21 protein-coding genes are annotated in these 26,187 nt (G+C 72.7%); 13 read left to right on the forward strand and 8 right to left on the reverse strand.

Translation table 11 applies throughout. The annotated features are described in order from the left end of the window. The 3 genes from mutM (at window position 1) to ATJ97_RS16690 (ending at window position 2,291) form a co-directional block, all read left to right on the forward strand. Complete coding sequence (gene mutM, locus ATJ97_RS16680) at window positions 1-1,017, forward strand: bifunctional DNA-formamidopyrimidine glycosylase/DNA-(apurinic or apyrimidinic site) lyase (protein WP_098484692.1); 1,017 nt, start codon at window positions 1-3, stop codon at window positions 1,015-1,017. 103 nt (window positions 1,018-1,120) lie between these two features. Then, entirely contained in the window at window positions 1,121-1,735 is a 615-nt protein-coding gene (locus ATJ97_RS16685; protein ID WP_211287389.1) for a response regulator, read from the forward strand. Window positions 1,736-1,919: 184 nt separating this feature from the next. Further along, complete coding sequence (locus tag ATJ97_RS16690) at window positions 1,920-2,291, forward strand: SpoIIAA family protein (protein ID WP_098484694.1); 372 nt, start codon at window positions 1,920-1,922, stop codon at window positions 2,289-2,291. A 15-nt stretch (window positions 2,292-2,306) separates the two neighbouring features. On the opposite strand, the gene ATJ97_RS16695 is transcribed toward ATJ97_RS16690, so the two are convergent. From ATJ97_RS16695 to ATJ97_RS16715, 5 genes are read right to left on the reverse strand one after another with little or no spacing between them, the layout of a single operon-like run. Further along, window positions 2,307-4,127 carry a GAF domain-containing sensor histidine kinase gene (locus ATJ97_RS16695; RefSeq protein ID WP_098484695.1) on the reverse strand — a complete coding sequence of 607 codons (1,821 nt, stop codon included), beginning with the start codon at window positions 4,125-4,127 and terminating at the stop codon, window positions 2,307-2,309. Beyond that, a complete protein-coding gene (gene cydC / locus ATJ97_RS16700; protein ID WP_098484696.1) occupies window positions 4,124-6,097 on the reverse strand; it encodes a thiol reductant ABC exporter subunit CydC in 1,974 nt (657 codons plus the stop codon). The genes ATJ97_RS16695 and cydC overlap by 4 nt, the downstream gene beginning before the upstream one ends. Further along, the gene (cydD, locus tag ATJ97_RS16705; protein WP_098484697.1) at window positions 6,094-7,977 is read right to left on the reverse strand and encodes a thiol reductant ABC exporter subunit CydD; all 1,884 of its coding nucleotides are present in this window, start codon (window positions 7,975-7,977) and stop codon (window positions 6,094-6,096) included. The genes cydC and cydD overlap by 4 nt, the downstream gene beginning before the upstream one ends. A gap of 4 nt (window positions 7,978-7,981) precedes the next feature. Then, a complete protein-coding gene (gene cydB, locus ATJ97_RS16710) occupies window positions 7,982-9,046 on the reverse strand; it encodes a cytochrome d ubiquinol oxidase subunit II (protein WP_098484698.1) in 1,065 nt (354 codons plus the stop codon). Between the two features lie 55 nt (window positions 9,047-9,101). After that, a complete protein-coding gene (locus ATJ97_RS16715) occupies window positions 9,102-10,637 on the reverse strand; it encodes a cytochrome ubiquinol oxidase subunit I (protein WP_098484699.1) in 1,536 nt (511 codons plus the stop codon). Between the two features lie 463 nt (window positions 10,638-11,100). Here ATJ97_RS16715 and ATJ97_RS16720 point away from each other — a divergent pair, with 463 nt between their 5' ends. From ATJ97_RS16720 to ATJ97_RS16750, 7 genes are all read left to right on the forward strand, one after another. Beyond that, complete coding sequence (locus ATJ97_RS16720; protein WP_098484700.1) at window positions 11,101-14,892, forward strand: Rne/Rng family ribonuclease; 3,792 nt, start codon at window positions 11,101-11,103, stop codon at window positions 14,890-14,892. A 125-nt stretch (window positions 14,893-15,017) separates the two neighbouring features. Continuing rightward, window positions 15,018-15,638 (forward strand): DUF6318 family protein, encoded by a 621-nt coding sequence (locus ATJ97_RS16725; RefSeq protein WP_143427054.1) that lies wholly within the window; start codon window positions 15,018-15,020, stop codon window positions 15,636-15,638. 401 nt (window positions 15,639-16,039) lie between these two features. Next, window positions 16,040-16,513: a hypothetical protein gene (locus ATJ97_RS16730; RefSeq protein ID WP_143427055.1), complete on the forward strand. Its 474-nt coding sequence runs from the start codon at window positions 16,040-16,042 to the stop codon at window positions 16,511-16,513. Window positions 16,514-16,621: 108 nt separating this feature from the next. Then, window positions 16,622-18,010: an ABC transporter substrate-binding protein gene (locus tag ATJ97_RS16735; RefSeq protein WP_098484703.1), complete on the forward strand. Its 1,389-nt coding sequence runs from the start codon at window positions 16,622-16,624 to the stop codon at window positions 18,008-18,010. Between the two features lie 7 nt (window positions 18,011-18,017). After that, entirely contained in the window at window positions 18,018-18,983 is a 966-nt protein-coding gene (locus ATJ97_RS16740; RefSeq protein ID WP_425432770.1) for a carbohydrate ABC transporter permease, read from the forward strand. Continuing rightward, window positions 18,980-19,798 carry a carbohydrate ABC transporter permease gene (locus ATJ97_RS16745; RefSeq protein ID WP_098484705.1) on the forward strand — a complete coding sequence of 273 codons (819 nt, stop codon included), beginning with the start codon at window positions 18,980-18,982 and terminating at the stop codon, window positions 19,796-19,798. Before ATJ97_RS16740 ends, ATJ97_RS16745 begins: the two co-directional genes overlap by 4 nt. A 98-nt stretch (window positions 19,799-19,896) precedes the next feature. Continuing rightward, entirely contained in the window at window positions 19,897-20,553 is a 657-nt protein-coding gene (locus ATJ97_RS16750; protein ID WP_098484706.1) for an SDR family oxidoreductase, read from the forward strand. On the opposite strand, the gene ATJ97_RS16755 is transcribed toward ATJ97_RS16750, so the two are convergent. Further along, a complete protein-coding gene (locus ATJ97_RS16755; protein WP_098484707.1) occupies window positions 20,543-21,007 on the reverse strand; it encodes a hypothetical protein in 465 nt (154 codons plus the stop codon). The genes ATJ97_RS16750 and ATJ97_RS16755 overlap by 11 nt on opposite strands. Window positions 21,008-21,035: 28 nt before the next feature. Then, window positions 21,036-21,776 (reverse strand): Type 1 glutamine amidotransferase-like domain-containing protein, encoded by a 741-nt coding sequence (locus ATJ97_RS16760; RefSeq protein ID WP_098484708.1) that lies wholly within the window; start codon window positions 21,774-21,776, stop codon window positions 21,036-21,038. A gap of 251 nt (window positions 21,777-22,027) precedes the next feature. On the opposite strand from ATJ97_RS16760, the gene rplU reads away from it, so the two are divergent. From rplU to obgE, 3 genes are all read left to right on the forward strand, one after another. Next, window positions 22,028-22,336: a 50S ribosomal protein L21 gene (rplU, locus tag ATJ97_RS16765; protein WP_098484709.1), complete on the forward strand. Its 309-nt coding sequence runs from the start codon at window positions 22,028-22,030 to the stop codon at window positions 22,334-22,336. A gap of 60 nt (window positions 22,337-22,396) precedes the next feature. Then, a complete protein-coding gene (rpmA, locus tag ATJ97_RS16770) occupies window positions 22,397-22,654 on the forward strand; it encodes a 50S ribosomal protein L27 (protein ID WP_043497418.1) in 258 nt (85 codons plus the stop codon). A 92-nt stretch (window positions 22,655-22,746) separates the two neighbouring features. Beyond that, on the forward strand, window positions 22,747-24,294 hold the full coding sequence (gene obgE, locus ATJ97_RS16775) for a GTPase ObgE (protein ID WP_098484710.1): 1,548 nt from the start codon (window positions 22,747-22,749) through the stop codon (window positions 24,292-24,294). A gap of 216 nt (window positions 24,295-24,510) precedes the next feature. Here the strand turns inward: obgE and ATJ97_RS16780 are convergent, their stop codons facing one another. After that, complete coding sequence (locus tag ATJ97_RS16780; protein WP_098484711.1) at window positions 24,511-26,097, reverse strand: MFS transporter; 1,587 nt, start codon at window positions 26,095-26,097, stop codon at window positions 24,511-24,513. Between the last annotated feature and the right edge of the window lie 90 nt (window positions 26,098-26,187).

Below are 26,187 nucleotides of genomic sequence, written 5' to 3' on the forward strand. Positions count from 1 at the left end.
GTGCCCGAGCTTCCCGAGGTCGAGACGGTCCGGCGGGGGCTGGCCGCGCGCGTGCTGGGCCGCCCGGTCGCGGACGTCGAGGTGCACCACCCGCGCAGCGTCCGCCGCCAGCCCGGCGGGGGGCGCGAGCTCGCCGACCGCCTCGTCGGCCAGACCTTCACCGCCGCCGTCCGTCGTGGCAAGTACCTGTGGCTCACCCTCGGCGAGGACGCCGGCGCCCCGCCGGACCACGCCCTTGTCGCGCACCTGGGCATGAGCGGGCAGCTCCTCGTGCAGGAACCGGCGGGCGCCCGGCGCGCCGTCGACGCGCCGGACGCCGCCTTCCTCGCGCCGGCCGGCGAACGTCCCGCCGACCTCACCGCCACGCTGCCGCCCACGGTGGTGCGCGACATCCCGCTGACCACCGCTCACCTGCGCGTGCGGATCGCCCTGGCCGACGGCGGCGAGCTGTGGTTCGTCGACCAGCGCACGTTCGGGCACGTCATGGCGGTCGACACCGTCCCCACCGACGACGGTGCCCCGGGCGGGCTCGGCAGCGCCGCCGCGGTCGTCCCCGCACCCGTGGCGCACATCGCCCGCGACCTGCTGGACCCGGCGCTCGACCGGCGCGAGCTCGTGCGCCGTACCCGTGCCCGCCGGACCGAGGTCAAGCGGGCGCTGCTGGACCAGAGCCTCGTCTCCGGCGTCGGCAACATCTACGCCGACGAGGCGCTGTGGCGCGCCCGGCTCCACGGCACGCGCCGCACCGACGTGCTGCGGCCGGACCGCCTGCGGGCGCTCTTCGACGCGGCGACCGACGTGATGAACGAGGCGCTCGCCGTCGGCGGGACGTCCTTCGACGCGCTGTACGTGGACGTCGACGGCGCCGCCGGCTTCTTCGCGCGGTCGCTGGCGGTCTACGGGCGGGCGGGCCTGCCGTGCCCGCGCTGCGGGGCGGTGGTGCGCCGCGAGGAGTTCATGAACCGGGGGTCGTTCTCCTGCCCGCGGTGCCAGCGCCGTCCGGCGGCGCCGCGCTGAGGGGGGCGAACAGCGCCGTTGCGGCGAGATGCCGCGGAACTTGGGTAGTCTCGGAACCGTGCCGAACGCTCAGGAGTCACAGCAGCCACGCGACATCCGCGTGATGATCATCGACGACCACGAGATCGTGCGTCGAGGCATCGCGGAGATCGTCGACCGCGCCGACGGTCTCACCGTCGTCGCCGAGGCCGGGTCGGTGGCCGAGGCCGTCCGCCGCGCCGAGCTCGTCCGGCCCGAGGTGCTGCTCGTCGACCTGCAGCTGCCCGACGGGACGGGCATCGACATCGTCCGGACGCTGCGCGAGAAGGTTCCCGACGCCCGGCCCGTGGTGCTCACCTCCTTCGACGACGACGACGCTCTCGCCGAGGCCCTCGAGGCCGGGGCGAAGGCCTACCTGCTGAAGACGGTGCGCGGCGCGGAGATCGCCGACGTCGTCAAGGCGGTGGCCGCCGGCCGCACCCTGCTCGACGAGCGCACCGTCACCCGCCGCCGCGCCGACCACGAGGACCCGACCGCCGACCTCACGCCGTCCGAGCGCCGCGTGCTCGAGCTCATCGGGGACGGGCTGTCCAACCGGGAGATCGGCGAGCGGCTGGGGGTCGCCGAGAAGACCGTGAAGAACCACATCACCTCGCTGCTGAGCAAGATGGGGCTGCAGCGCCGCACGCAGGTGGCCGCGTGGGTGGCCGGCCAGCGCGCCGCCGGCTGGCGCGGCTGAGCGGGAAACTCATCCTCGACGGATGATCTGCGGCTGAGCCGTCGCTGCTTAGCGTGTTCAGGCAGGGGCTCGGGCCGGGGCCACGCACGACCCGGTCCGACGCCACGGTTCCGGCCACCCCGCGGCGCTGCGCCTCGGCGGGTGCTCGCGCACGGGACGGCCACGAGCGCGCAAGGAGGACGTCATGATCAAGCGTCTCGAGGAGATGCCGGCGGGAGTTCTCGGGCTCCAGGCGATCGATGACGTGGAGGAGGAGGACTACCGCAACGTCATCGTGCCGGCGGTCGAGGAAGCCGTCGCCGCCCACGGGAAGGTGCGAGTCGTCTTCGTCCTCGGCCCCGAGTTCGAGGAGTACGAGGCAGGCGCGGTCTGGGAGGACGTGAAGCTGGGGGTGCGCCGCCCGACAGCTTTCGAGCGGATGGCCATCGTGACCGACGCGCGCTGGGCACGGCCGGCGGTCAAGGTCTTCAGCGTCCTGTGGCCCGGACAGGCGCGCACCTTCCCGCTCGCGGACCTCGAGGCCGCGAAGCAGTGGGCGGCCGACGGGGCGGCCTGACGCACCCGGCCGGGATCAGGTGAGGGGCACCTGCCAGCTCAGCTGCGACCCGGTGCCCGACTCGCTGCGACCGACGGAGAACGTGCCGCCGTGGCGCCTGGCGCGTGCGGCGAGATTGCCGAGCCCGGACCGGCGGGAGACGGACGGGGCGACGCCCACGCCGTCGTCGGTGACGTCGACGACGATGCGGCCGGTGAAACCCGTCCCGAGCACCTGCACGTGGACGAGGACCGAGGACGCCTTGGCGTGCTTGGCCGCGTTGGCCAGGCCCTCGCGGACGACGGCGACGGCATCGTCGGCGATGTCGGCCCCCACCCGGTCGTCGATCTGCGTGACGAGGTCCGCCTGGGCCTGGTCGTCGGTGATCGGGGTGCCGTCGAGGTCGATGATCAGCGACGGCGCGAAGCCGAGGGACTGGCGCGCCAGGGACGCCTCGCGGCGCAGGCGCTCCACCAGCACGACGGCGGCGTCCGGCTCACGGAGGGAGTGGACGATCGACCGGATCTGCTTCACGGACTCGTCGACGCTCGTCAGCGACTCCTCGAGCAGGTCCGCCAACTCCTCCTCCCCGCGCTCCGCGACGGTGGCGCGGGCGGAGGCGAGCTGCATGCCGGTGGCGAAGAGCTGCTGGATGGCGAGGTCGTGCAGGTCGCGGGCGATGCGTGAGCGTTCGTCGAGCAGGGAGGCGACGTCCTGGGCGTGGCGCGCCGCGGCGAGCTCGAGCGCGAGCGCGGCCTGGCCGGCCACCGACTCCGCCATGACCAGGTCCGACCGGTCGAACTCGGGGGCCCCGACGCGGCGCAGGAGCAGCACGACGCCGCGGCCCTCGCCGCGCAGCATCATCGGGGCGTACAGCGCAGGGCCGAAGTGGGCGAGCTCTGCCAGGCGCAGCGTGCGCAGCCGGGTGAGGGAGTCGACGATCATCCCGGTGCCCTCCTTGAGCACCGTCATCGCGCGGCCGTCCGGCGGGAAGACGAGTCCGACGAGCTGCCCGGCGCGGTATCCCTCGGCGATCTCGCACGCCCACGCGTCCCCGACGGAGGGCAGGATGATCAGCGCCGTGTCCGCCTCGGCGACCTCGCGGAGGCGGGCGGCGATCATCTCGAGGGCCTCCTCCTCCTCGGTGCCCTCGAGGAGGGTGGTGGTGATGTCCTGGCTCACCGCGATCCAGCGCTCGCGGTTGCGGGCCTCGGTGTAGAGGCGGGCGTTCTCGACGGCGACCGCGGCGGCCTCCGCGAGGCTCATCATGTCCTCGGCGTCGCCGCTGGTGAAACCTCCCTCCTTCTCGGCGAGGTAGAGCCGGCCGTAGACCTTCTCCTGCACCTTCACGGGCACCCCGAGGAAGGTGTGCATGGGAGGGTGACCCTCCGGGAACCCGCCGAAGTCGGGGTGCTCGGTGAGGTCGTCGAGGAGGAGGGGGCCGTCCACGGGGATCGCGCCGAGCACACCGCGGCCGCGGGGCGGGTGGCCGAGGATCTGCTGCTCCTCCTCGGTCATGCCGACCTGGACGAAGGCCGTGGTCTCGCCGCGGTTGTCGAGCACGCCGAGCGCCGCGTACCGGGCACCGGTGAGGCGGGCGGCCCGGTCGACGAAGCGCCGCAGCGCCTCCTTCACGTCGAGCTGCGCCGTGAGGTTGAGGGCGGCGCCGAGGAGGGAGGAGGTGTCCGTGGCGAGGGTGTGCTGCCTGTCGTCGGCGGAGGCTCCGGTGGCGTCGACCGCTGCCGCGGGTCCGGTGTACGGCCCGTCGTCGAGGCGGCCGTACGGCCCGGCGGGACGACGACGCGCGCCGTCGGCGCCGTGCGCCACGGGGCAGCGGGGGGCGTCGTCGGTGCTCATGCTCGTTGTTCCTCCTGCTCCAGGGCCCAGCGGTAGGCGGCGACCTCCGCACGGAGGCGTTTGTGCGTGCCCCGCGCCAGAACGGTAGCGGGTCCGTCGCCTGCCGCGCCCAGGACGATCACCTCCTCGGCGGCGGCCAGGGGGGAGAGACGGTGGGTGACGAGCGCGACGCCACGGGGGGCGTCGGGGTGCGCCGCGGGGGCGGCGTCGCCGGCGCCGACCCGCAGCAGGTCCGTGAGCAGCCGGTCCGCGGTGGCCGGGTCCAGGTGCTCTCCCGGCTCGTCCAGGAGGAGGAGCCGGGCCGGGCTGGCCAGCGCCCGGGCGAGGAGCAGGCGCCGACGTTCCCCGCCCGAGACGGTCGCGGCGTCGGCGCCGAGCATGGTGCCCAGGCCGTCGGGGAGCCCGGCCAGCCAGTCGCCCAGCCCGGCGCTCCGGAGCAGCTCTGTCGCCTCGGCGTCGGTGACGTCCCCGCGCGCGACCCGCAGGTTCTCCAGCACCGTGGTGCCGAAGACGTGGGCGTCCTCGGCGGTGAGGACGACGTCGGAGCTGACGCGGCGGCGGTCGGCGCCCCACACCGGTGCCCCGTCCAGCTCCACGGTGCCGGCACGGGGCGGCAGGAGCCCGGCGAGCGTGAGGAGCAGGGTGGTCTTGCCGATGCCGCTCGGACCGACGACGGCCACCGCCCGCCCGGGGGCGACGTCGAGGTCGATGCCCTCCGCGACGACGGGGCCCCCCGGCCAGCCGACGGCGAGGCCGCGGGCGGTGAGGTGGGGTCCTCCGGTCGACGACGTGCGCGACGGGCGGGGCGTTGGCGTGGCCCCAGCCGCCACGGCGGACGTGGACCCGGCCGCGACGGTGGGCGTGGGCGCGGCCGGGACGGCGGACGTGGACCCGGCCGCGACGGCCGTCGGCCCCGGCGTGGCGTCCGACGTGACGGCGTCCCCGCCGGCCCGGTCGAGCAGCTCCATGACCCGCACGGCGGAGCCGCTCGAGCGCACCAGCTGCACGGCGGCGGGCCCGAGCAGCGCCGTGCCCTCGAACGCGGCCAGCGGGGTCAGCACGATGACGGCGAGCTCGACGGCCTCCATGCTCCCCGCCACGGTGGCCGGGATCCCGAGCACCAGCGAGCCGAGCACGGCGACGCCCATCGCGAGGGTGTCCAGGCCGGCGGCGAGGGCGGCCGGCCGGGCGGCGGCGTCCTTGGCGTGGGCGAGGTCGCGCTCGGTCGCCCGCAGCGAGGCGAGCACGTCCCGCAGGCGACCGGAGACGGTGAGCTCGGCGGCGCCGTCGACCATGGTCATCGCGGTGGCGCTGATCTCGGCCCGGGCAGCGATCTGGGCACGCTCGGCGAGGCGGGCGGAGCGCATGTTCAGCCACGGCCCCACGACGCCGGCCACGAGGAGGCACACGGCCAGGACGATGCCGGCGCCGACGTTCAGCCACGCCACGAGCACCACCGAGCCGGCCGCGACCACCGCCGCGACGACGGCCGGCAGGAGCGCGCGGACCACGACGTCGCCCACGGCGTCGACGTCCGTGCCGGTGCGCGCCAGGAGATCGCCGCGGCGCAGCCCGGCGACGGCGTCGGCACGCCCCGCGGCGAGGGTGGTGTAGACCCGTTCGCGCAGCGTCGCCATGCCGCGCAGCGCCACCAGGTGCGACGCGAGCCGCTCGAGGTAGCGCAGCAGCGCACGGGAGATGCCGAACGTGCGCACCGCGACGGCCGCGACCGACAGCTCGAGCACGGGCGGCATCTGGGAGGCACGGGCGATCAGCCACGCGGCGGTCGCCGTCAGGGCGATGCCGCTCGCAAGGCTCGCGCTGCCGGCGAGGACCGCCCAGAACAGGCGCACCCGGTCGAGGTCGAGGAGGCCGACGGCACGGCGCAGCGCCCGCCGCTCGGCCGCCGGCAGGACCCCACGCCCGTCGCCGGGGGCCCGGGTCGTCGAGGTCGCCGCGGTCGTCGTCATCGTGCCGCTCCCGAGGTGTTGCCGGCGGCGGGGGACGGGCGGCCGGCTCCCGGGCCGAGAGTCCGGACGGCGGAGACGTCGTCACCACGGTCGGCGGCCGGGGTGCCGCCCGCGCCGGCGGGCACGGACCGTGAGGTCACCGTGACGACGTGGTCGGCGGCCGCGACCAGGGAGGCGCGGTGGGCGATGACCAGCACGGTGCGTCCCGCGGCGCGCAGGGCGGCGACGGCGTCGAGGACGTGCTGCTCGGAGGCGGCGTCGAGGTGCGCGCTGGGCTCGTCGAGCACGACGAGCTGCTGGTCGCCGAGCAGTGCCGCCGTCAGGGCGAGGCGCTGGCGCTGTCCCACGGACAGGCCCACCCCGCCGTGCCCGAGCTGGGTGTCCCACCCGGCGGGGAGCTCCCCGAGCACGGCGTCCAGGCCGGTGGCCGCCGCCGCGGCACGCACGCGGTCGTCGACGGCTGCCGCGTCGGACCCCAGCACGTTGGACCGGACGGTGCCGGGCAGGATGACGGGACGCTGCGGCACCCAGGTGACCTGCTCGTGCCAGGAGGAGGGGTCGACGTCGGCGAGGTCGACGCCACCGGCGCCCGGGCCGGAGGCGGTGCTCGGCGCTGCGCCGCCCGGGATCGAGCCAGCGCCCGGCGCGGAGACCGTGCCCGGGACGGGACCGGCGTCGGTGGCCGGGGCGGCGGGGACGAGGCGGACGGCTCCGTCGTCGGGGCGCAGGAGACCCAGCACGATGGCTGCGGCGGTGGACTTTCCGGCGCCGGACGGGCCGACGAGGGCGACCACGCGACCCGGCCGCAGCCGCGCGCTCAGCCGCCACGGCGCGTCCAGCCCGCGCCCGGGGGCGGCCACGGTGACGCCGTCGAGGACGACGTCGGTGCGGCGCAGGTCGGGAGCGGGCACGGTGCCGGCGGTGGGCGGGGCCTGCTCGAGGATGCCGAAGGCCTGCTCGGCCGCGGCCACGCCGTCGGAGGCCGCGTGGAACTGGGTGCCCACCTCGCGCAACGGCCGGTAGACCTCCGGGGCCAGCATGAGCACGGCGAGGGCGGTGGTGAGGCCGACGTCGCCGTAGACCAGCCGCATGCCGATGGTCACCGCGACGAGCGCGACGGAGATCGAGGCGAGGAACTCCAGCACGGCGCCGGAGAGGAAGGCCACCTTCAGGGTGGCCATGGTAGTGCGCGTGTACGCCTCGCCGAGCTGCCCCACGCGCCGGCCGGGGCCGTGCTCGCGCCCGAGCGCCTTGAGCGTCGAGAGCCCGGCCAGCAGGTCGAGCAGCTGCCCGCCGAGACGTTCCATGGCGGCGAGCTTGTCCGCCGCGAAACGCTGCGTGAGCACCCCGATCAGCCACATGAACACCGGGATGAGCGGGATCGTCACGGTGATGATGAGCGCCGAGGTGAGGTCGAGCCCGAGGATGACCGCGAGCGTGGCCGGGGTGACGGTGGCGGCGAGCAGCAGCTGCGGCAGGTAGCGCACGAAGTACGGCTCGAGATCGTCCAGGCCGCGGGTGGCCAGCGTCGTCACCTGGACGCCGTGGCCGCCGAGCCAGCGGGGGCCCAGGGCGACGGCGCGGGCCAGCACCTGCTCGCGCAGGTCGGCGACGACGTCGCGGGCGGCGCGGTGCGCCACCGACTCCTGCACGAGGAGGACCAGGAACCGCGCCGCGAACACGCCCGTCAGCACCGCGACGAGGGGAGCGGCGTGCGCCCAGCCCGCCCGGCCCTCGATCACGGGGGCGGCGGCGCGGGAGATCAGGAGTGCCTGCGCGATCACCAGGGCGGCCGTGACGAACCCGGTGAGCGCGGTGACCGCGATGTAGCGGCGCGCCGCCCGCGCGTGCCTGAGCAGGCGTGGGTCGAGTGGCTTCACCTGGTCAGCGTGCTCCTGCGGACTGTCCGGCGTCCTGGGGAGCCGCCGGGGGCAGCCCCTCGTGGCCGTGGATGTGGTCGGTGCTGATGCGCTTGCGGAACACCCAGTATGTCCATCCCTGGTAGGCCAGCACCACCGGCACCAGGAGCAGCGCCACCACGCTCATCACGGTCAGGGTGGCGGGGGAGGAGGCGGCCTGGTCGATCGAGAGCGAGTACGCGGGATCGATCGAGGACGGCATGACGTTGGGGTACATGACGCCGAAGATCAGCGCGACGGCCGCGACGATCGCGACGGCGTTGAGGACGAACGCCCAGCCCTCGCGCCGGGCCCGGGTGGCGACGACGACGCCGACCAGCGACGCGGCGGCCACCGTGAGCGGCAGCCAGGTGAGGCTGTGGGCGGAGAACTGCGTCTGGGCGACGACCGCCCAGACCCCGGCGACGACCAGGGAGACGACCGAGAGCCGCTGCGCGAGGACACCGGCGCGCTCGCGGACCTCGCCGTCGGTCTTGAGCGCCACGAACACGGCCCCGTGGGTGAGGAAGACGACGGCGGTCATGACGCCGCCCAGCACGGTGAAGGGCGTGAGGAGGGAGAAGAACCCGCCCACGAGCTGGTGGTTGCCGTCCACCACCTCGATCTCCATGCCCTGCACGAGGTTGGCGAACGCCACGCCCCACAGGACGGCCGGCACCCAGGCGCCGACGGTGTGGGCCCAGTCCCACCGGTTGCGCCAGACCGGGTCGTCGATCTTGGCGCGCCACTCGATGGCGCAGACGCGCACGATCAGGGCCAGCAGGATCAGCAGCAGCGGCAGGTACATGCCGGAGAACATCGTGGCGTACCACTCGGGGAAGGCGGCGAACGTGGCGCCGCCCGCCGTCAGCAGCCACACCTCGTTGCCGTCCCACACCGGGCCGATGGTGCGCAGCAGCACCCGCCGCTCCTTCTCGTCCCGGGCGAAGGGCTTGAGGAGCATGCCGACGCCGAAGTCGAAGCCCTCGAGCACGAGGTAGCCCGTCCACAGGACGGCGATGAGCAGGAACCACAGGAGGGGGAGATCCATGGATTTCTCCAGTCGGGCGGGGCGAGCGGCGGGGCGGGAGCGGGACGCGGGGACGTCAGTAGGCGAAGGACAGCGTCGGCTCGAGCTCCTCCTCGCGGTCGCCGCCGGGGGAGGCGTCGTCCTGGTCGTCGTCCTGGTCGCCGGTGGTCGCGAGGTCATCCGCGAGAGGCTCGACGCCCTCGAGGACGTACCGCTTGATGAGCAGGAACCACACCACGCCCAGCGCGGCGTACAGCAGCGTGAAGACGACGAGCGAGGTGAGCACGGTGCCGGCGGAGACGACGGTGGAGACGCCGTCCTGGGTGAGCAGGTACACCTGGTCGACCGGGTTGGCCGGGTTCGGGTGCACCACCCACGGCTGGCGGCCCATCTCGGTGAAGATCCAGCCGAAGGAGGCGCCGAGGAACGGCAGGGGCAGCACCGCCAGGGAGAGGCGCGAGAACCACGTGGTGTCGGTGACGCGGCCCTTGCGCAGCACCCAGAGGCCCGCGGCGGCCAGCGCGAGGGACCCCATGCCGAGGCCGATCATGAGCCGGAAGGTCCAGTAGGTCACGGCCAGGTTCGGCACGTAGTCGACGTCGGTGCCGAACTGGTCGGCGTAGCGCTCGGTGTACTCCTGCTGGATGTCGTTGACACCCGGCAGGTAGCTCTCCTCGCCGGAGAAGTGGCCGGTGCCGAGGAAGGACGTCACGCCCGGGATCTGGATGAGGTGGCGGACGCCCTCGCAGGAGTTCGACAGGTCGCCGATCGTCAGCAGCGAGAAGGCGGCGGACTCCTCGCCCTCGCACAGCGCCTCGGCGGCGGACATCTTGGCGGGCTGCTGCTCGTACATGAGCTTGCCCTGGAAGTCGCCGGTGACGGCCACGCCGAGGCCGGCGATCACCATGGTGACGAGGCCGACGTAGGCACCGGTGCGCCAGACCTTCCGGGCCTCGTGCTGACGGCCCGCGCGCACGGAGCGGACGATCCACCAGCCGCAGACACCGGCGACGAACGTGCCGCCGACCAGGAAGGCGGAGGTGATGGTGTGCGAGAACGCCGCGATGAGGGTGTTGTTGGTCATCACCTCGAAGAAGCCGGCGACGCCGTCGAGCTCGGCGCGGCCGGTCTCGGGGTTGTAGACGGCCCCGACCGGGTGCTGCATCCAGGAGTTGGCGGCCAGGATCCAGTAGGCGGAGAGGTTGGTGCCGATGGCGACGAGCCAGATGCAGGCGGAGTGCAGCCACTTGGGCAGCCGGCCCTCGCCGAAGATCCACAGGCCCAGGAAGGTCGACTCGAGGAAGAACGCGGCGAGCGCCTCGATGGCGAGCGGTGCGCCGAAGATGTCGCCGACGAAGCGGGAGTACTCCGACCAGTTCATCCCGAACTGGAACTCCTGCACGATGCCGGTGGCGACGCCGAGCGCGAAGTTGATCAGGAGAACCTTGCCGAAGAACTTCGTCAGCCGGTGCCACTTCTCGTTGCCGGTGCGGACCCAGGCGGTGTGCATGATCGCGACCAGGGGCGAGAGCCCGATCGTCAGGGGGACGAGGATGAAGTGGTACACGGTGGTGATGCCGAACTGCCACCGTGCCAGGTCAAGTGCTTCCACCTGTGGGCCCCTTCGGGAACGAGAACGGCCCGGACCGCGAAGGGCCCGGGTATTTCCCTCCCAACGTAAGATCGGCGCCGTCGGGCACCCCGGGACGTTGGTCCCGGAAGGTGACGGCGCGTCAGGATCTGCGGGGACGTGCCCCTGTGCGATACTGGGTCCTGGCCGGAGGGTAGTACCACACCCCGCCCACCGGTCCGACGACGATGTGACCGCCTCGGTGCCGTCCACCTCGCGCCGCCTCGCCATCCGGGCGAGCGCGCTGCAGCAGGGGACGGCGTGTTCCGGGGTCGTACCGCGCCACCGGAAGAGGTGGTCGGCAGGCCGCCCGTTCGCCGGCGTCCGGGGACTCGTGCCCCGGTCGTAACCACAGGACTTCCGTCCGCGGCAGATGTCGCGGACGACGAACCGCCCACGGGCGCCGCAGGGTGTGGACGGCGACCGGGATGGAGGGGCATACCCCATGGACGACCAGAAGAACGACAGCACGACGGCGGAGCAGCCTGAGCAGAAGGCGGCACCGGTACGTCGGAGCCGCAGCCGGCGGGCCACGAGCCCGGCCGCCGCGCCCGCCGCGGCGGGCGAGAGCGGCGGCCAGCCCCCCGAGACCTCGAGCCCCGCCGAGACGCTCGCCGCGGACACGACCGCGGCCGGGGCACCGACGGACCGCGAGGCGCAGGCCGTGGCTGCCGTTGTGGAGAAGGCCGCGGAGGCCGCCGGCGAGAAGCCGAAGCGCACCCGCAAGGCGCCCGCCCGGCGCACCACCAGGAAGACTGCCGCGCCCGCCGCCGACGCGGCGGCTGACGACTCCGGCGCCGCGACGACCGGCGAGGCTGCCGGCGCGACGACGACGCCGCTCGCCGACGAGGGCACCGCAGGCTCCGCCGCCGTGGGTGTCCCCGCCGCAGGGGCCGCCGAGGCGGGCGCTCCCGAGGCAGAAACCGGTGCCGCCGAGTCCGTGCCCGAGAAGCCCAAGCGCACCCGCAAGGCCCCCGCTCGACGTGCCACCAAGAAGACGGCAGAGCCGGCTGTCGGCGAGACCTCGACCGACGAGTCCCCGGTCGCAGCCGAGGGCGGCACCGGCACGGCCGGCGCCGAGGCGCCCGGCACGGGCGGCACGGCGACCGCCGAGGCCCCGGACACTGCCGAGGCCCCGGCGACCGCTGAGGCCCCGGCCGCTGCCGACGCACCGGTCGCCGCCGGCGAGGGGCAGGCCACGGAGGGCGAGACCGGCGCGGACGCGCCGGCCGAGCCGACGAAGCCGGCACGGGCCCGCCGCAGCCGCCGCGCCTCCGCCCCCGTCCGCGCCCCCGAGCAGAAGCTCGACGTGCTGGCCGAGCTCGGCGTCGCGCCGGCCGCCGCCGAGGAGCCCGCGGACGAGGACGAGGAGCTCGAGGGCGCCGAGGTGACCGAGGAGGTCAGCCCGGAGGACGTCGAGACCGCCGCCACGCCCGAGGCTGCGGGGCAGACGCAGGACGAGGGGCCGAGGCTCCCCGCTGCGGCGCTGCTGTTCCAGGCCCCGGACCTGTCCAAGGCCCGCCCGCGGCGTCGTCGGGCACAGGCACCCGCCGGGGCGCCGACGGCCCGCGAGGCCGAGGAGAGCGCCGGTCGGGAGAGCGACAAGGATCAGGCGGCTGAGGTTCAGCCCGCCGAGGACCAGACCGGCGAGGACCAGACCGCCGAGGACCAGACCACCGAGGACCAGGGTGGTGAGGCCGAGGAGGAGCACGCCGGAGGGCGTCGCCGTCGCCGTCGTGGTGGCCGCGGGCGCCGCAACCGCGGCGGTCAGGCCGACAACGGCGACAACCAGTCCGACAACGGCGACGAGCACGAGGACGAGGAGTCTGAGGAGGCCGCCGCGCCCGAGACTGCCGAGCCGGACACCGAGGACACGGACGAGGAGAACGAGGCCGACACCGAGGACGGCGGCTCGAGCTCCCGCCGTCGCCGTCGCCGCCGTCGTTCCGGACGGAGCGAGGGCGAGGGGGCCGGGCGCACCGCCCGCGACGAGGTCACCGCGCTGAAGGGCTCCACCCGGCTGGAGGCCAAGCGCCAGCGCCGCCGCGAGGGGCGCGAGGCGGGTCGCCGTCGTCCCACCCTCTCCGAGGCCGAGTTCCTGGCCCGCCGCGAGGCGGTCGACCGCAAGATGGTCGTGCGCGAGAAGGACGGCCTGAACCAGATCGCCGTGCTCGAGGACGGCATCCTGGTGGAGCACTACGTCGCCCGGCACACGCAGACCTCGATGGTCGGGAACGTCTACCTGGGCCGCGTGCAGAACGTGCTGCCGTCCATGGAGGCCGCCTTCGTCGACCTCGGCAAGGGCCGCAACGCCGTCCTCTACGCCGGCGAGGTCAACTGGGACGCCGCAGGCATGGAGGGGCAGCCCCGCCGCATCGAGCAGGCGCTGAAGTCCGGCGACTCCGTGCTCGTGCAGGTGACCAAGGACCCGATCGGGCACAAGGGTGCGCGGCTGACGTCGCAGATCACCCTGGCCGGACGCCACCTGGTGCTCGTGCCCTCGGGTGCGATGACCGGCATCTCTCGCAAGCTGCCCGACAACGAGCGCGCGCGCCTGAAGAAGCTGCTCAAGGAGATCGTCCCGGCAGGGGCGGGCGTCATCGTGCGCACCGCGGCGGAGGGCGCCACCGAGGAGCAGCTGCGCGCCGACGTCGAGCGCCTCACCAAGCAGTGGGCGGACATCGAGGCGAAGGCCAAGAACGCCAAGAGCGCCCCGGTGCTGCTCAAGGGCGAGCCCGAGCTCGCGGTGAGGGTGGTCCGCGACGTGTTCAACGAGGACTTCGAGTCCCTCGTGGTCCAGGGTGGCCCCGCCTGGGAGACGATCTCGACGTACGTCAAGGACCTCTCACCGGACCTCGCGGACCGCATGCACCACTGGACCAGCGAGAAGGACGTCTTCGCCGAGTACCGGGTGGACGAGCAGCTCGCCAAGGGCATGGACCGCAAGGTCTGGCTGCCCTCGGGCGGCTCGCTCGTCATCGACCGCACCGAGGCGATGACGGTCATCGACGTCAACACCGGCAAGTTCACCGGCTCCGGCGGCACGCTGGAGGAGACGGTCACGCGCAACAACCTCGAGGCGGCCGAGGAGATCGTCCGCCAGCTGAGGCTGCGCGACATCGGCGGCATCATCGTCATCGACTTCATCGACATGGTGCTCGAGTCGAACCGTGACCTCGTGCTGCGCCGGCTGCTCGAGTGCCTGGGACGCGACCGCACGCGCCACCAGGTGGCCGAGGTGACGTCTCTCGGTCTGGTGCAGATGACCCGCAAGCGCGTGGGGCAGGGTCTCGTCGAGGCGTTCTCCACACCGTGCGAGCACTGCAACGGGCGCGGCTTCATCGTGCACGAGGAGCCTGTCGAGCGGACCGGTTCCGGCGAGGCTCGTCTCCAGAGCTCCGACGACGGCGGATCGCGCCGCCGCGGACGTCGCCCGGCCCCGGCACCTGTGCCCGAGAGCCCCGAGGAGGCTCCGGCGGAGGACCCGGCAGCCGTCGCGGCTCGTGAGGCGGTCAAGGCGACGCTCGCAACCATCGCGGCCGCGGCCGCCCACGCCCACGAGGAGGCGGACTCGAAGTCCGGCAAGCCCGCCAAGGGGGCGCCGGCGGGCAGGTCCGGTGCGGCCTCCGGGGCGAAGGCCACCGAGCCAAAGAGGTCCGAGCCGAAGAGCTCCGAGCCGAAGGCCGCCGAGGCCGCCTCCGTGCCTGCGGAGCCGACGGAGGTCGTCGCCGCCCCGGCCACGACCGCCGAGGTCGGCGGATCCGCCGAGCCGGCCGCGCAGGAGACTGCCTCCGGGACGACGGCGGAGCCTGCTGCTGCAGTGAAGCGGTCGGAGTCCCCGGCCGCGGGGTCAGCCGAGGGTGCGGCGTCCGAGTCCCGGGGTGCCGAGGAGTCCGCTGCACCGGTCAAGCCGGCACGGGCACGCACGCGTCGCAAGGCCACCAGCCCGACGACGGCGCCTGCGCCGTCCCAGCCGGAGTCCGCGCAGCAGGACGGCCAGGCACACCGGAAGCCCACGACGGTTGCTGCGTCCTCGGTGACGGGTGTCATCGGGGCGTCCCAGCAGGCGTCGCCGGTCCAGGACTCAGCAACGGCTGACCACGAGCCGGAGCCGCAGCCTGCCGCTTCCCAGCCGACGCGTCGGCCGCGGCGTAGCCGACGAGCGGTCTCCAGCGGTGTCGTGACCCCGGGGGAGACGAAGATCATCACGATCGAACCCGGTTCCGAGACCGAGTGACCCCCGGCGGCTAGTGCCGCCTGTGCTCGAGGGCCGGCTCCCCAGCGGGAGCCGGCCCTCGAGTCTTTCCACAGTTCGCGGACACCCTCTGGTCGAAACGGACATCGCGCCAGTACGGTCGGCGCATGCCTCTGGGGGAGAGACGACATCCGTCGCTGTTGACGCTTGCTGTTGGACTCGCGCTCGTGGGAGGTCTCGCTGCGTGTACAAGCGGTGAGGGTGCCGAGCCCGGCCCGACGGAGAGTTCGGCCAGCGCCGCCCCGACCGCCGAACCGAGCGGTGAGCCGACCGCGGATCGGCCGGAGGTGGAGAAGCCCGTTCCGCCCGACGCGATGGCGCGTGACGACGTGGCTGGAGCCGAAGCGGCGGCGCAGTACTTCCTGGAGCTCTATCCCTACGTCTACGCGACGGGGGATCTGAGCGAGTGGAAGGCGATGTCTGATCCAGAGTGTGTCTTCTGCAAGGACGTCTTTGACGATGTCGGCGCGTTACACGCGGCTGGCGGATATCAAGATGGCGGCTCTTTCACGATCACTAGGGTTGCATCGCAACCGCCGGAGGATGGAAGCCAATACTTCGCTGTGTGGATTGACGCTGAGGAGGATGCGGTTCGTCGACTGTCTGACGATGGGTCGCAGATAGGAAGCTCAACCGGTGGCCCGATCGAAGTCGATATGGCGGTGTACCGAGCCGAGCAAGGTTGGCTAGTTCGCGGAGTCGAAACCTTCGATCCGAGCGGGAGTTGACGATGCGCCTTGTGTGCAGCACCTTCATCGCGCTTTCGCTGTGGGCTAGCGGCACATCTGTTCCGGACACCGGGTCGCTAATAGTGTCCGCAAATCCATCCGGGTTGGGAACGGTCTCGCAAAGAGACACGGAGTCAAACCCTAGTATCCGCGGGCGCGCGACCGACTCACTCGTCGACCTCCATGGGACGAGCCGTCGGGGCTCTCATAATGTCCAAAGCGTGCGTTCTGGCCCCGCGCCGGGGGCCTCGTCGCCTCGACGGCAACCTGCGCCGCCACCACTGTGCAGAGGTTTCACTGACCAAGCCGGCGATACGCAATATGTCGATAACGGCACGTGCGTACCCGGACCAGGATCAGGTTCTATGGCTGCGTTAGTGCGACCTCCTGCCGCGCAGCCTGTGCCCGCAGCAGCCGGGTCTCAACCGGTACCGGTTGTCGTCACCGCCGAGGACCTGCAGCGACTGCCCATCGCGCCGGGCGGTCTGGTGGTGCAGCCCGACCGTGGTTGGGTGCTCGTCAACCTCGAGACGATCGTGTGGACAGACGCCGCCGAGCAGACGTTCTCCACGGTCGTGCTCGGTACGCCGGTGCAGGTCCGCGTCGAGCCCATCGACTTCACGTGGGACTTCGGTGACGGCTCGGCCGCGCTGGTCACCACTGACCCGGGCGCGCCCTTCCCGAACCACTCGGTGAGTCATCTTTACACAGCAGCCGCGGAGCAGCGGCAGGTCACGCTGACCACCCGCTGGGCAGGTGAGTTCGAGGTCAACGGATCAGGCGTGTGGCAGCCCGTCGTCGGTGTCGCCACCACGTCCGAGGCGTCGCGGCCCTTCGAGGTCCGCACGGCCGAGACGAGCCTCGTCAACGGCTGAGAACGGCGCCGCCACCACGACGCACCCGTGTCGAGGAGCGTCTCCTGGCGTCATCGGGTCCGCCGCTCCTCCACAATGAGGGTCTCGGAACGAACAGGAGACCCAAGGATGAGCACTTCCCCTCGTAGGAGGACCGTCGCTGCCGGCATCGGCGTCCTCGCTGCCACGGCACTCGCGCTCGCCGCGTGCACGCCGGGCTCGAACACCGCCCCGGACGCGACCAGGGAGCCGACCGGCGCCGCCCCCGCCGAGGTGCGGACGGACATCTCCGACGCGGAGAAGCAGACGCTCGTCGTCTGGGACCAGGAGGTCCGCGGGGGCCAGAACGAGCAGATGGAGCGCCTCAACAAGGCGTTCATGGAGCAGTACCCGAACATCACGATCGAGCGGGTGACGCAGTCCAACGACGACCTGCAGAACACGCTGCGCCTGGCGCTGACGGGCAAGGACGCCCCGGACGTGGCCCAGACCAACAACGCCCGCTCGCAGATGGGCCAGTTCGTCGCCTCGGGCCAGATCATTCCGCTCGACGACTACGCCGAGGCGTACGGCTGGACCGACCGGTTCTCCGACAGCGTCCTGCAGAACACCCGCTACAGCACGGACGGCAAGATCTTCGGGGAGGGGTCCCTCTACGGCCTGCCGCAGGTGGGCGAGGTCGTCGGCGTCTACTACTCCAAGGCCAAGCTCGGCCAGCTCGGTCTGGACGTGCCCGAGACGTGGGCCGACTTCGAGAATCAGCTCGGCACGATCGCCGAGGCGGGGGAGACCCCGCTCATGCTGGGCAACCTCGACCAGTGGCCGGCGCTGCACGTGTTCGGCCCGGTCCAGGGCGCCTACGTCGCCCCGGACGAGATCCGCGACCTCGGCTTCGGCAACGAGGGCGCGAGCTGGGCGTCCGAGGGCAACCTCCAGGCGGCCACCGAGCTCCAGGACTGGGCGAAGTCCGGTTACTTCAACGACGGCTTCAACGGCGCCGACTACGACGCCACCTGGCAGGCCTTCACCAAGGGCGAGGGCGTCTACCTCATCGGCGGGTCCTGGCTCGCCGCCGACATCGGCGCGGCGATGGGGGAGGACGTCGGCTTCTTTGCGCCGCCGCCCACCGACGCCGGCGCCGGCCGCGTGACCACCGGTGCCACCGGCATCCCGTTCGCCGTCACCTCGCAGGCCGAGAACCCCGACGTCGCCGCCGCCTACATCGACTTCGTCACCAGCGAGGACGCGATGGCCGTCCTCGCCGAGACCGGCAACATGCCCGTGGTGGAGACGGCCGAGCACCTGCCCGAGTCCGGCCTCCAGCGTGACGTGTTCCTCGCCTACGACGACGTCGCGACCAAGGGCGACCTCGTGCCCTACCTCGACTGGGCGACGCCGACCATGGGCACCACGCTCGGCCAGGCCCTCCAGGCCCTGATGGCGGGCGAGCTCACCCCGCAGGCGTTCGCCGACACCGTCGAGCAGGACTATGCCGAGTTCGTCGCGTCCAACCAGTGACGGCCCGGTGCGGGGCGGCCGCGGCCGTCCCGCACCGGTGAGCGTGGCGGGCGGCGTCGTCACCCGGACGGACGACGACGCACGCCTCCCTGCGCCGGCGCCCCGGCGGCGCAGCAAGTACGGGCTCGCGCCCTACGGATTCCTGCTGCCGGCGCTGCTCGTCTACGCCTGCTTCCTGCTCTACCCCCTCGGCCGGGCCGTGCAGATCTCCCTGTACGACTGGGACGGGCTCAGCCTCGCGACGTTCGTGGGGGCGGCCAACTACGTCGATGTCGTCACCGACCCGCAGCTGCGTGCCGCGTTCGGCCACGCGCTCGTCCTGATCTTCTACTTCGCCGTGCTGCCGCTGGGGATCGGGCTCGTCCTCGCAGCGCTCCTCACCCGGGCCCGCGTGCGGGGGCTGGGGTTCTTCCGCACGGTGGTCTTCCTCCCGCAGGTCATCGCCATGGTGGTCGTGGCCGTCGCGTGGCGGCAGATCTACGCCCCCGCCGGCCAGCTCAACACCCTGCTGCGCGCCGTCGGCCTGGACTCCCTGACGCGGACGTGGCTGGGCGACTTCACGCTCACGCTCCACGCCGTCGGCCTCATCGGCAGCTGGGTCTCCACCGGCCTGGTCACGGTGCTCCTCATGGCCGGCATGAGCCGCGTCCCGGGCGAGCTCTACGAGGCGGCCACGATCGACGGCGCAGGCCCCGTCCGCACGTTCCTCTCCATCACCGTGCCGTCGGTACGCGCCGAGATCGTCGTCTCCCTGACCCTGACGATCATCGCGGCCCTGAAGACGTTCGACCTCATCTACGTCACCACGGCCGGCGGACCCGGGAGCACGACGACGGTGCCCAGCTTCGAGGTCTACCGGCGCGCCTTCGAGCTCGGGGAGGTGGGCTCGGCCGCGGCGATCGCGGTCGTCCTGACCGTCCTGATCTTCCTGATCAACCTGGCCGTCAACCGCATCGGGGAGCATGAGCGATGAGGATCTCGGCGCCCGAGCGGGCCGCGAACTACGTCATCCTGATCCTCTTCGCCCTCGTGGCGCTCGCGCCGATCGTGACCATCCTCGGCGCCGCCCTGGCACCGGAGACCCCGGCGGACGCGGCGGCGGGCGGGACGCTGCACTGGGAGAACTTCGGCCGCGCCTGGGAGCAGGGCCGCTTCGGCGAGTACATGCGCAACTCGGTGGTCGTGGCACTCATCGTGGTGTCGCTGTCCACCGTGCTTTCGCTCATGGCCGGCTACGCGTTCGGGGCCTTCGAGTTCCGGGGCTCCCAGGTGCTGTTCTACGTCTTCCTCGTCGGGATCATGGTGCCGTCCGAGGCGATCGTCGTCCCGCTGTTCTTCGACCTGCAGTACCTCGGCCTGACCAACACCGTCTGGGCGATCGCGCTGCCCCAGGTGGCCCAGTCCGTCGCCTTCGGGACGTACTGGATGCGCGCCTACTTCCGCGGCGCGAACCGCTCGATCATCGAGGCCGCGCGGCTCGACGGCGCCGGTCACCACCGGGTGCTGTGGCAGGTGCTCGTCCCGGTCGCCCGACCCGCGCTGGTGACGATGGTGCTGCTGATGTTCATGTGGACGTGGAACGAGTTCCTCATCCCGCTCGTGATGTCGCCCAACGCTCAGCTGCGCACCGCCCCGCTCGGGCTCGCGCTGTTCCAGGGCCAGTACGTCCAGGGCACGACGCTGCTGGCGGCCGGCGCGGTGCTGGTCGCGCTGCCGGTGGTGGTCCTCTACCTGTTCCTGCAGCGGCACTTCATCCAGGGCATGCTCGAGGGAGCGGTGCGCGAGTAGCGATGCCCGAGCAGCGCTGCGCGAGCCGGGGTTCGCGAGCAGCCCTGCCGCCTCCCTGAGTTGCGCCTCCCGGCGGCGAAGCACGTACGGTCGGGACCATGCGCATCGTCATCGCCGGAGGCCACGGCAAGATCGCCCTCATTCTCTCCCGCCAGCTCGCGGACCGCGGGGACGAGGTCGTGGGCCTCATCCGCAACCCGGACCACGCGGAAGACCTGCTCGCCGCCGGTGCCCAGCCGGTCGTCTTCGACCTCGAGAACGGCTCCGCGGACGAGCTCGCCACGATCGTGCAGGGTGCCGACGCCGTCGTGTTCGCGGCGGGCGCCGGGCCGGGCAGCGGCGCGGCCCGCAAGGACTCCGTGGACCGTGGCGGGGCCGTGCTGCTCGCCGACGCCGCCGAGGCGGCGGGGGTGCGCCGCTACGTGATGGTCTCCGCCATGAGCGCCGACAAGGGCGGGGAGGGGATCGAGGACGAGGTGTTCGCCGCGTACATGGACGCGAAGAAGGCCGCCGACGACGACCTGCGCGCCCGCGACCTCGCCTGGACGATCATCCGACCGGGCGGCCTCACGGACGAGCCGGGAACGGGGCTGGTGACGATCGCGCCGGAGACGGGACGCGGTTCGATCCCACGCGAGGACGTCGCCCGGGTCATCTGCGCCGTCCTCGACGACCCGGCCACCGACGGCCTGGTCACCGAGGTGATCTCCGGCGACGACCGGGTCGCCGTCGCGCTCGCCGAGCTCACGGACTGAGCGCCGAGGTGGCGCGCGCGCCGACGTGCCGCCACGCGAGCTCCAGGCGGGTCTGGACCTCCAGCACCGAGCACGACATCTCGGCGCGGTCCACGAGACCGGACTCGACGAGCCACCGCACCAGGGACGCGACGACGACGAGCTGCGCGCGGGCCTGGTGGACCCCAGGCATCATCCACTCCGGGTCGACGAACCCGGGCAGCGTGGCCAGCAGCGCCTCCGGCCCCGTCACGCGCCCGACGGCGCCCGCGGGGTCGATCTGACGTTCCGCCTCGACGAGGGTGCGCTCGGCGTCGGTGAGCCACTGCTCCGCCTCCGTGTCCAGGTACGTCTCCAGGTGCGTCCGGACCCGGCGCGCGCGGACGAACATCGACGGGTGCCGCAGGATCGGTGTGCGCGCGTAGAAGACGGCGAGCACCTGCTCGGCCGAGACCGGCACAGCCTGGTTGTCCATGGGCGAAGACTCCCACCGGCCACCGACATCAGCGCGCGCCGCGCAGCGGCACCGGCTCGATCCGCTCCTCCACGGCGGTGCCGTCCGCGCCGCGCGTGACCACGTAGGCGGCCTGCCCGCGCCGCTCGGTCACCGCCCCGGCGAGCTCGGTGCCGCGGTAGACCAGACCCACGCCGTCGTCCGTGCAGTACGTCGTGCCCAGCTCGCCGGCCGCGACGAGCTCGTGCACCAGCGGCCGGCGGCGCTCCTCGGAGTCGTAGTGCACCCCGTTGGCGTAGGGCACGAGCCCCAGGCCGTCGTGGACCGCCCGGAGCTCGGGGCCGAAGGAGTCGGTGGTGCCCGAGGTGTGCCAGCAGATCGAGCCCGCGCTGACGCCCGCCAGCACGACGCCCGCCTCCCAGACCCGGCGGAAGACCTGGTCGAGACCGTGGGCCCGCCACACCGCGAGCAGGTTCACCACCGACCCGCCGTCCACCCAGACCACGTCCTGGCCGAGCAGGAAGCCCTCGACGTCGTCGACGTTCGGCATCGTGAACAGCAGCAGCGGGTTGAGCTCGTAGCCCGCCACGCGGGCGGCCTCGTACCGCTCGGCGATCGCCCAGCGCTGGTCGCCGGCCGCGGTGCCGAGGTAGCCGAGGCGTGGCGCCCGCCCGCTGACGCCGGCGAGCTCGACGGCGTGGTGGACGATCGGCCCGAACTCCAGCTCCGTGCGGCGGCCCGGCACGTATCCGCCAGAGCTGGCGACGATGGTGGGGGCGTCGGCGGGCACGGGTATCCTCCTGGGTGGAGCGGGACGGCTCGGGGTGAGACGGACTTCGGCGAGGCTACTGTGCCGGATGTCTCACGGCGCAGGCGGTCCTGACGGGCCCAAGGCGTTTGCCCCGGACGGCCGCTCCGCGTAACCTAGAGCGTCGGTGCGTCCCGTGACGCACCTGTTCCGTGGGTCCAGTGAGTCCGGCGGGGATCGATCGGTTCCCCGGGCACCTCGGACCACCCGCAACGACAGAATCGAGCAGCAACGTGGTGTACGCGATCGTCAAGGCCGGCGGCCGTCAGGAGAAGGTGTCCGTCGGCGACGTCGTCGTCGTCGACCAGCTGACCGGGCAGGTCGGCGATTCCGTCGAGCTCGAGCCCGTCATGCTCGTCGACGGTGACAAGGTCACCACTGGCAGCGAGGACCTGGGCAAGGTCACGGTGACTGCCGAGATCGTGCGGGCCGAGAAGGGCCCGAAGATCTCCATCATCAAGTCGAAGAACAAGACCGGTTACCGCAAGCGCATGGGTCACCGCAGCAAGCTGACCCGCCTCAAGGTCACCGGCATCAAGTAAGTCCGCGGCCCCTCCCGGGCCCGTTCCCACTTCAAGAACGAACACGAAAGCAGGTTCGAGATGGCACACAAGAAGGGCGCCAGCTCCTCCCGGAACGGCCGCGACTCCAACGCCCAGCGTCTGGGCGTGAAGCGCTTCGGCGGCCAGGTCGTCAAGGCCGGCGAGATCATCGTCCGCCAGCGCGGCACCCACTTCCACCCCGGCCTCAACGTCGGCCGCGGCAAGGACGACACCCTGTTCGCCCTCGAGGCCGGCGCGGTCGCCTTCGGCAACCGCCGTGGCCGCAAGGTCGTCGACATCGTCCTGGCCGACGCCTGAGACGACACTGAACGCCTGGCAGGGGCGGACGGCGCGAGCCGTCCGCCCCTGCTGCATGCTTGAACCAGAGAACTGCTGAGAGGACGACGGCGATGGCCACCTTCGTTGACCGTGTGGTGATCCACGTCGCGGCGGGCGACGGCGGGAACGGCTGCGCCTCCATCCGGCGCGAGAAGTTCAAGCCGCTGGCCGGCCCGGACGGGGCCAACGGCGGCCGGGGCGGTGACGTCGTCCTCGTGGTCGACCCCCAGACGACGACGCTGCTGGGCTACCACCACCAGCCGCACCGGCGGGCGACGTCGGGCACCCAGGGCGCGGGTGACATGCGCGCCGGGAAGACCGGCGAGGACCTCATCCTCCCCGTGCCCGACGGCACGGTCGTCAAGACGCTCGACGGCGAGGTCCTCGCCGACCTCGTCGGCGAGGGCACCCGCTTCGTCGCGGCCACCGGCGGGCACGGTGGGCTCGGCAACGCCGCCCTGGCGTCCCCGCGGCGCAAGGCCCCAGGTTTCGCCCTGCTCGGCGAGGAGGGGGAGCAGGTCGACCTCGTCCTGGAGCTGAAGTCGGTCGCCGACGTCGCCCTCGTCGGCTTCCCCAGCGCCGGGAAGTCCTCCCTCATCGCCGCCATGTCGGCGGCGCGGCCCAAGATCGCCGACTACCCGTTCACCACGCTGGTGCCCAACCTCGGCGTGGTCCAGGCCGGCGAGGAGCGCTACACCGTCGCCGACGTGCCGGGGCTGATCCCCGGCGCGTCCGAGGGGCGGGGCCTGGGCCTGGAGTTCCTCCGCCACATCGAGCGCTGCGCGGTGATCGTGCACGTGCTCGACTGCGCCACGCTCGAGCCCGGCCGCGACCCGGTCAGCGACCTCGACACGATCGAGTCCGAGCTCGCCGCCTACGCCGGCGACCTCGACATCGCAGGCGGACGTGTGCCCCTGATGGAGCGGCCCCGCGTCGTCGTCCTCAACAAGATCGACGTCCCGGAGGCCCGGGAGCTGGCCGAGATGGTCCGCCCGGACCTGGAGGCCCGCGGTCTGCGCGTCTTCGAGATCTCGACGGCGTCCCACGAGGGTCTCCGGCCGCTCTCCTTCGCCCTCGCGGAGATCGTGGCCCGCGCCCGCGCCGAGGCGCCCACGCTGGAGAAGACCCGCATCATCCTGCGGCCCCGGGCAGTCGACGACGCCGGGTTCACCGTCACGGCGCGCAAGGGTGCCGACGGGCCGTACTTCCAGGTCCGTGGCTCCAAGCCCGAGCGCTGGGTCCGCCAGACCGACTTCAACAACGACGAGGCCGTCGGCTACCTCGCCGACCGGCTGGCCCGGCTCGGCGTCGAGGACCAGCTGTACAAGGCCGGTGCGGTCGCCGGCGACACGGTCGTCATCGGCCCCGCCGAGGGCGGCGTGGTCTTCGACTGGGAGCCCACGCTGCAGACCGGTGCCGAGCTGCTCGGCCCCCGCGGCACGGACCTGCGGCTCGAGGAGACGGCACGTCCCACGCGCGCGGAGAAGCGGCGCGGGTTCCACGAGATGATGGACGCCCGTGCCGCCGCCCGCGACGAGCTGTGGACCGAGCGGCAGGCCGGCGTCTGGGTCGACCCGGAGGACGAGAAATCCTCGTCCACCGAGTCCGACCCGCGCTGACGGATCGGTCGCAGCGGGGCGCTGTCAATCACCCGGCCCTGCCGGTCCTGAGGCGGGCCCGGCCTGACGGTCGGGCCCGCTCAGAGGTCGCGCTGAGAGGTGGGCCCGCTGACACGTGGGTTCGCTGACACGTGGGCTCGCGCCGACCGAGTCTCAGTGCGGTCGGCGCGAGCCCTCCGGCCGTTCAGGGCAGGTCCGCCTCGCTGGGTCGGCCGGTCACGTGGGGCGCACGTCCGTGTGGTCGACGGCGACGCCGGCCCTCCCCGTGACAGACGCCTCGCGCACCTCGGCGGCCATCTCGAGCATCTCCTCGTCGCTCAGCGCGCGCTGCTCCGGCTGCTTCCCGGCCTCCAGGGCGGTCTCGGCAGGAGAGCCCGGGGCGACGGCGGAGCCGACGGACGCCGGGACCTCACTGCCCCGCAGGGAGGCGCCCGCGGTCTCCGGCATGAACCAGACGCAGACCAGGCCGAGCACGCACGCGGCCATCATGTAGTAGGCGGGGAACAGCAGGTTCCCCGTCTGCCCGATCGCCCACTCGTTGACCAGGGCGGCGGTGCCACCGAACAGGGACGTGGCGATGTTGTACGTGATGGCGAAGCCGGCGAACCGGGCCTGGGTCGGGAACATCGCCGGGAAGGTGGCGGTGATGGTGGACAGCTGCGGCACGTACAGCAGGCCCAGCACCGCGAAGCCGACCATGGCCAGCGGGAAGCTCACGCCCATCAACAGGAACATCGGGACGGCCAGCACGATGATCCCGCCGAGCGAGACGTACCAGCTGGGCTTGCGGCCCAGACGGTCGGAGAGGCCACCGGTCAGCGGCATCACCGCCATCATGGCCAGCTCGCCGACGAGGATGACGATGAGCCCCGCCGTCGCCGGCAGCCCGATCTGCTGCTCGAGATAGGTGGGCATGTACGAGAGCAGCGTGTAGTTCACGACGTTCAGCGCGACGACCAGCCCGGCCATCACCAGCATCGGCCGCCAGTGCCGACGCACGAGCTCGGCCACGCCCGGGGGAGTCTGGGCGGCGGCGTCCGAGTCGGGCCCGGCCGGGTCGGGATCGTCGTTGCCGGCGTCAGACTCCTGCGCCTCCTGGAACACGGGGCTCTCGTCGAGCCGCGAGCGCAGGTAGAAGCCGATCATCCCCATGGGCAGCGCCAGCAGGAAGGGCAGTCGCCAGCCCCAGGACGACATCTGGTCGGGGGAGAGCAGCGCCTCGAGCAGCAGCATGACGGCGGTGCCGAGGGCGAAGCCGCCGAGCGTGCCGAACTCCAGGAACGAACCGAAGAAGCCGCGCCGGCGGTCGGGCGCGTACTCGGACATGAAGGTGGCAGCGCCGCCGTACTCACCACCTGTGGAGAAACCCTGCACCATGCGCAGGACGATCAGCAGCACCGGGGCGAGGAGGCCGACCTGCTCGTACGTCGGCAGGACACCGATGAGGAAGGTGGCACCGGACATCAGCAGGATGGTGAGCGCGAGCACGCCCTTGCGCCCCAGCCTGTCGCCGATCGGGCCCCAGACCAGTCCGCCCAGCGGCCGCACGAGGAAGGAGATCGCGAACGTGGCGAGCGTCAGCAGCATGCCCTCCTCGAACGGGAAGAAGTGCATGGAGATGTACGCGGTGGCCACCGCGTAGACGCCGTAGTCGAACCACTCGGTGGCGTTGCCGAGGGCCGAGGCGGCCGTGGCGCGGCGGACGGCGGCGTCGTCGGTGGCCGGGGGCCTGCTGTGGCGGGAGAACCTGTTGCGGCCGGGCGTGGGTCGCTGGGGATGGGCGGGATCGCTGGTCGGGGACACGGATGTCCTTCCTGGCGTAAGCACTCGCGGACGGTGGACTCATCGAACCCCTCCGGGCAGTCTCACGGGCGCCGGCGGCCGGCCGTGCGG

Origin of the sequence: Georgenia soli (assembly GCF_002563695.1) — a bacterium.
Classification (GTDB): domain Bacteria; phylum Actinomycetota; class Actinomycetes; order Actinomycetales; family Actinomycetaceae; genus Georgenia; species Georgenia soli.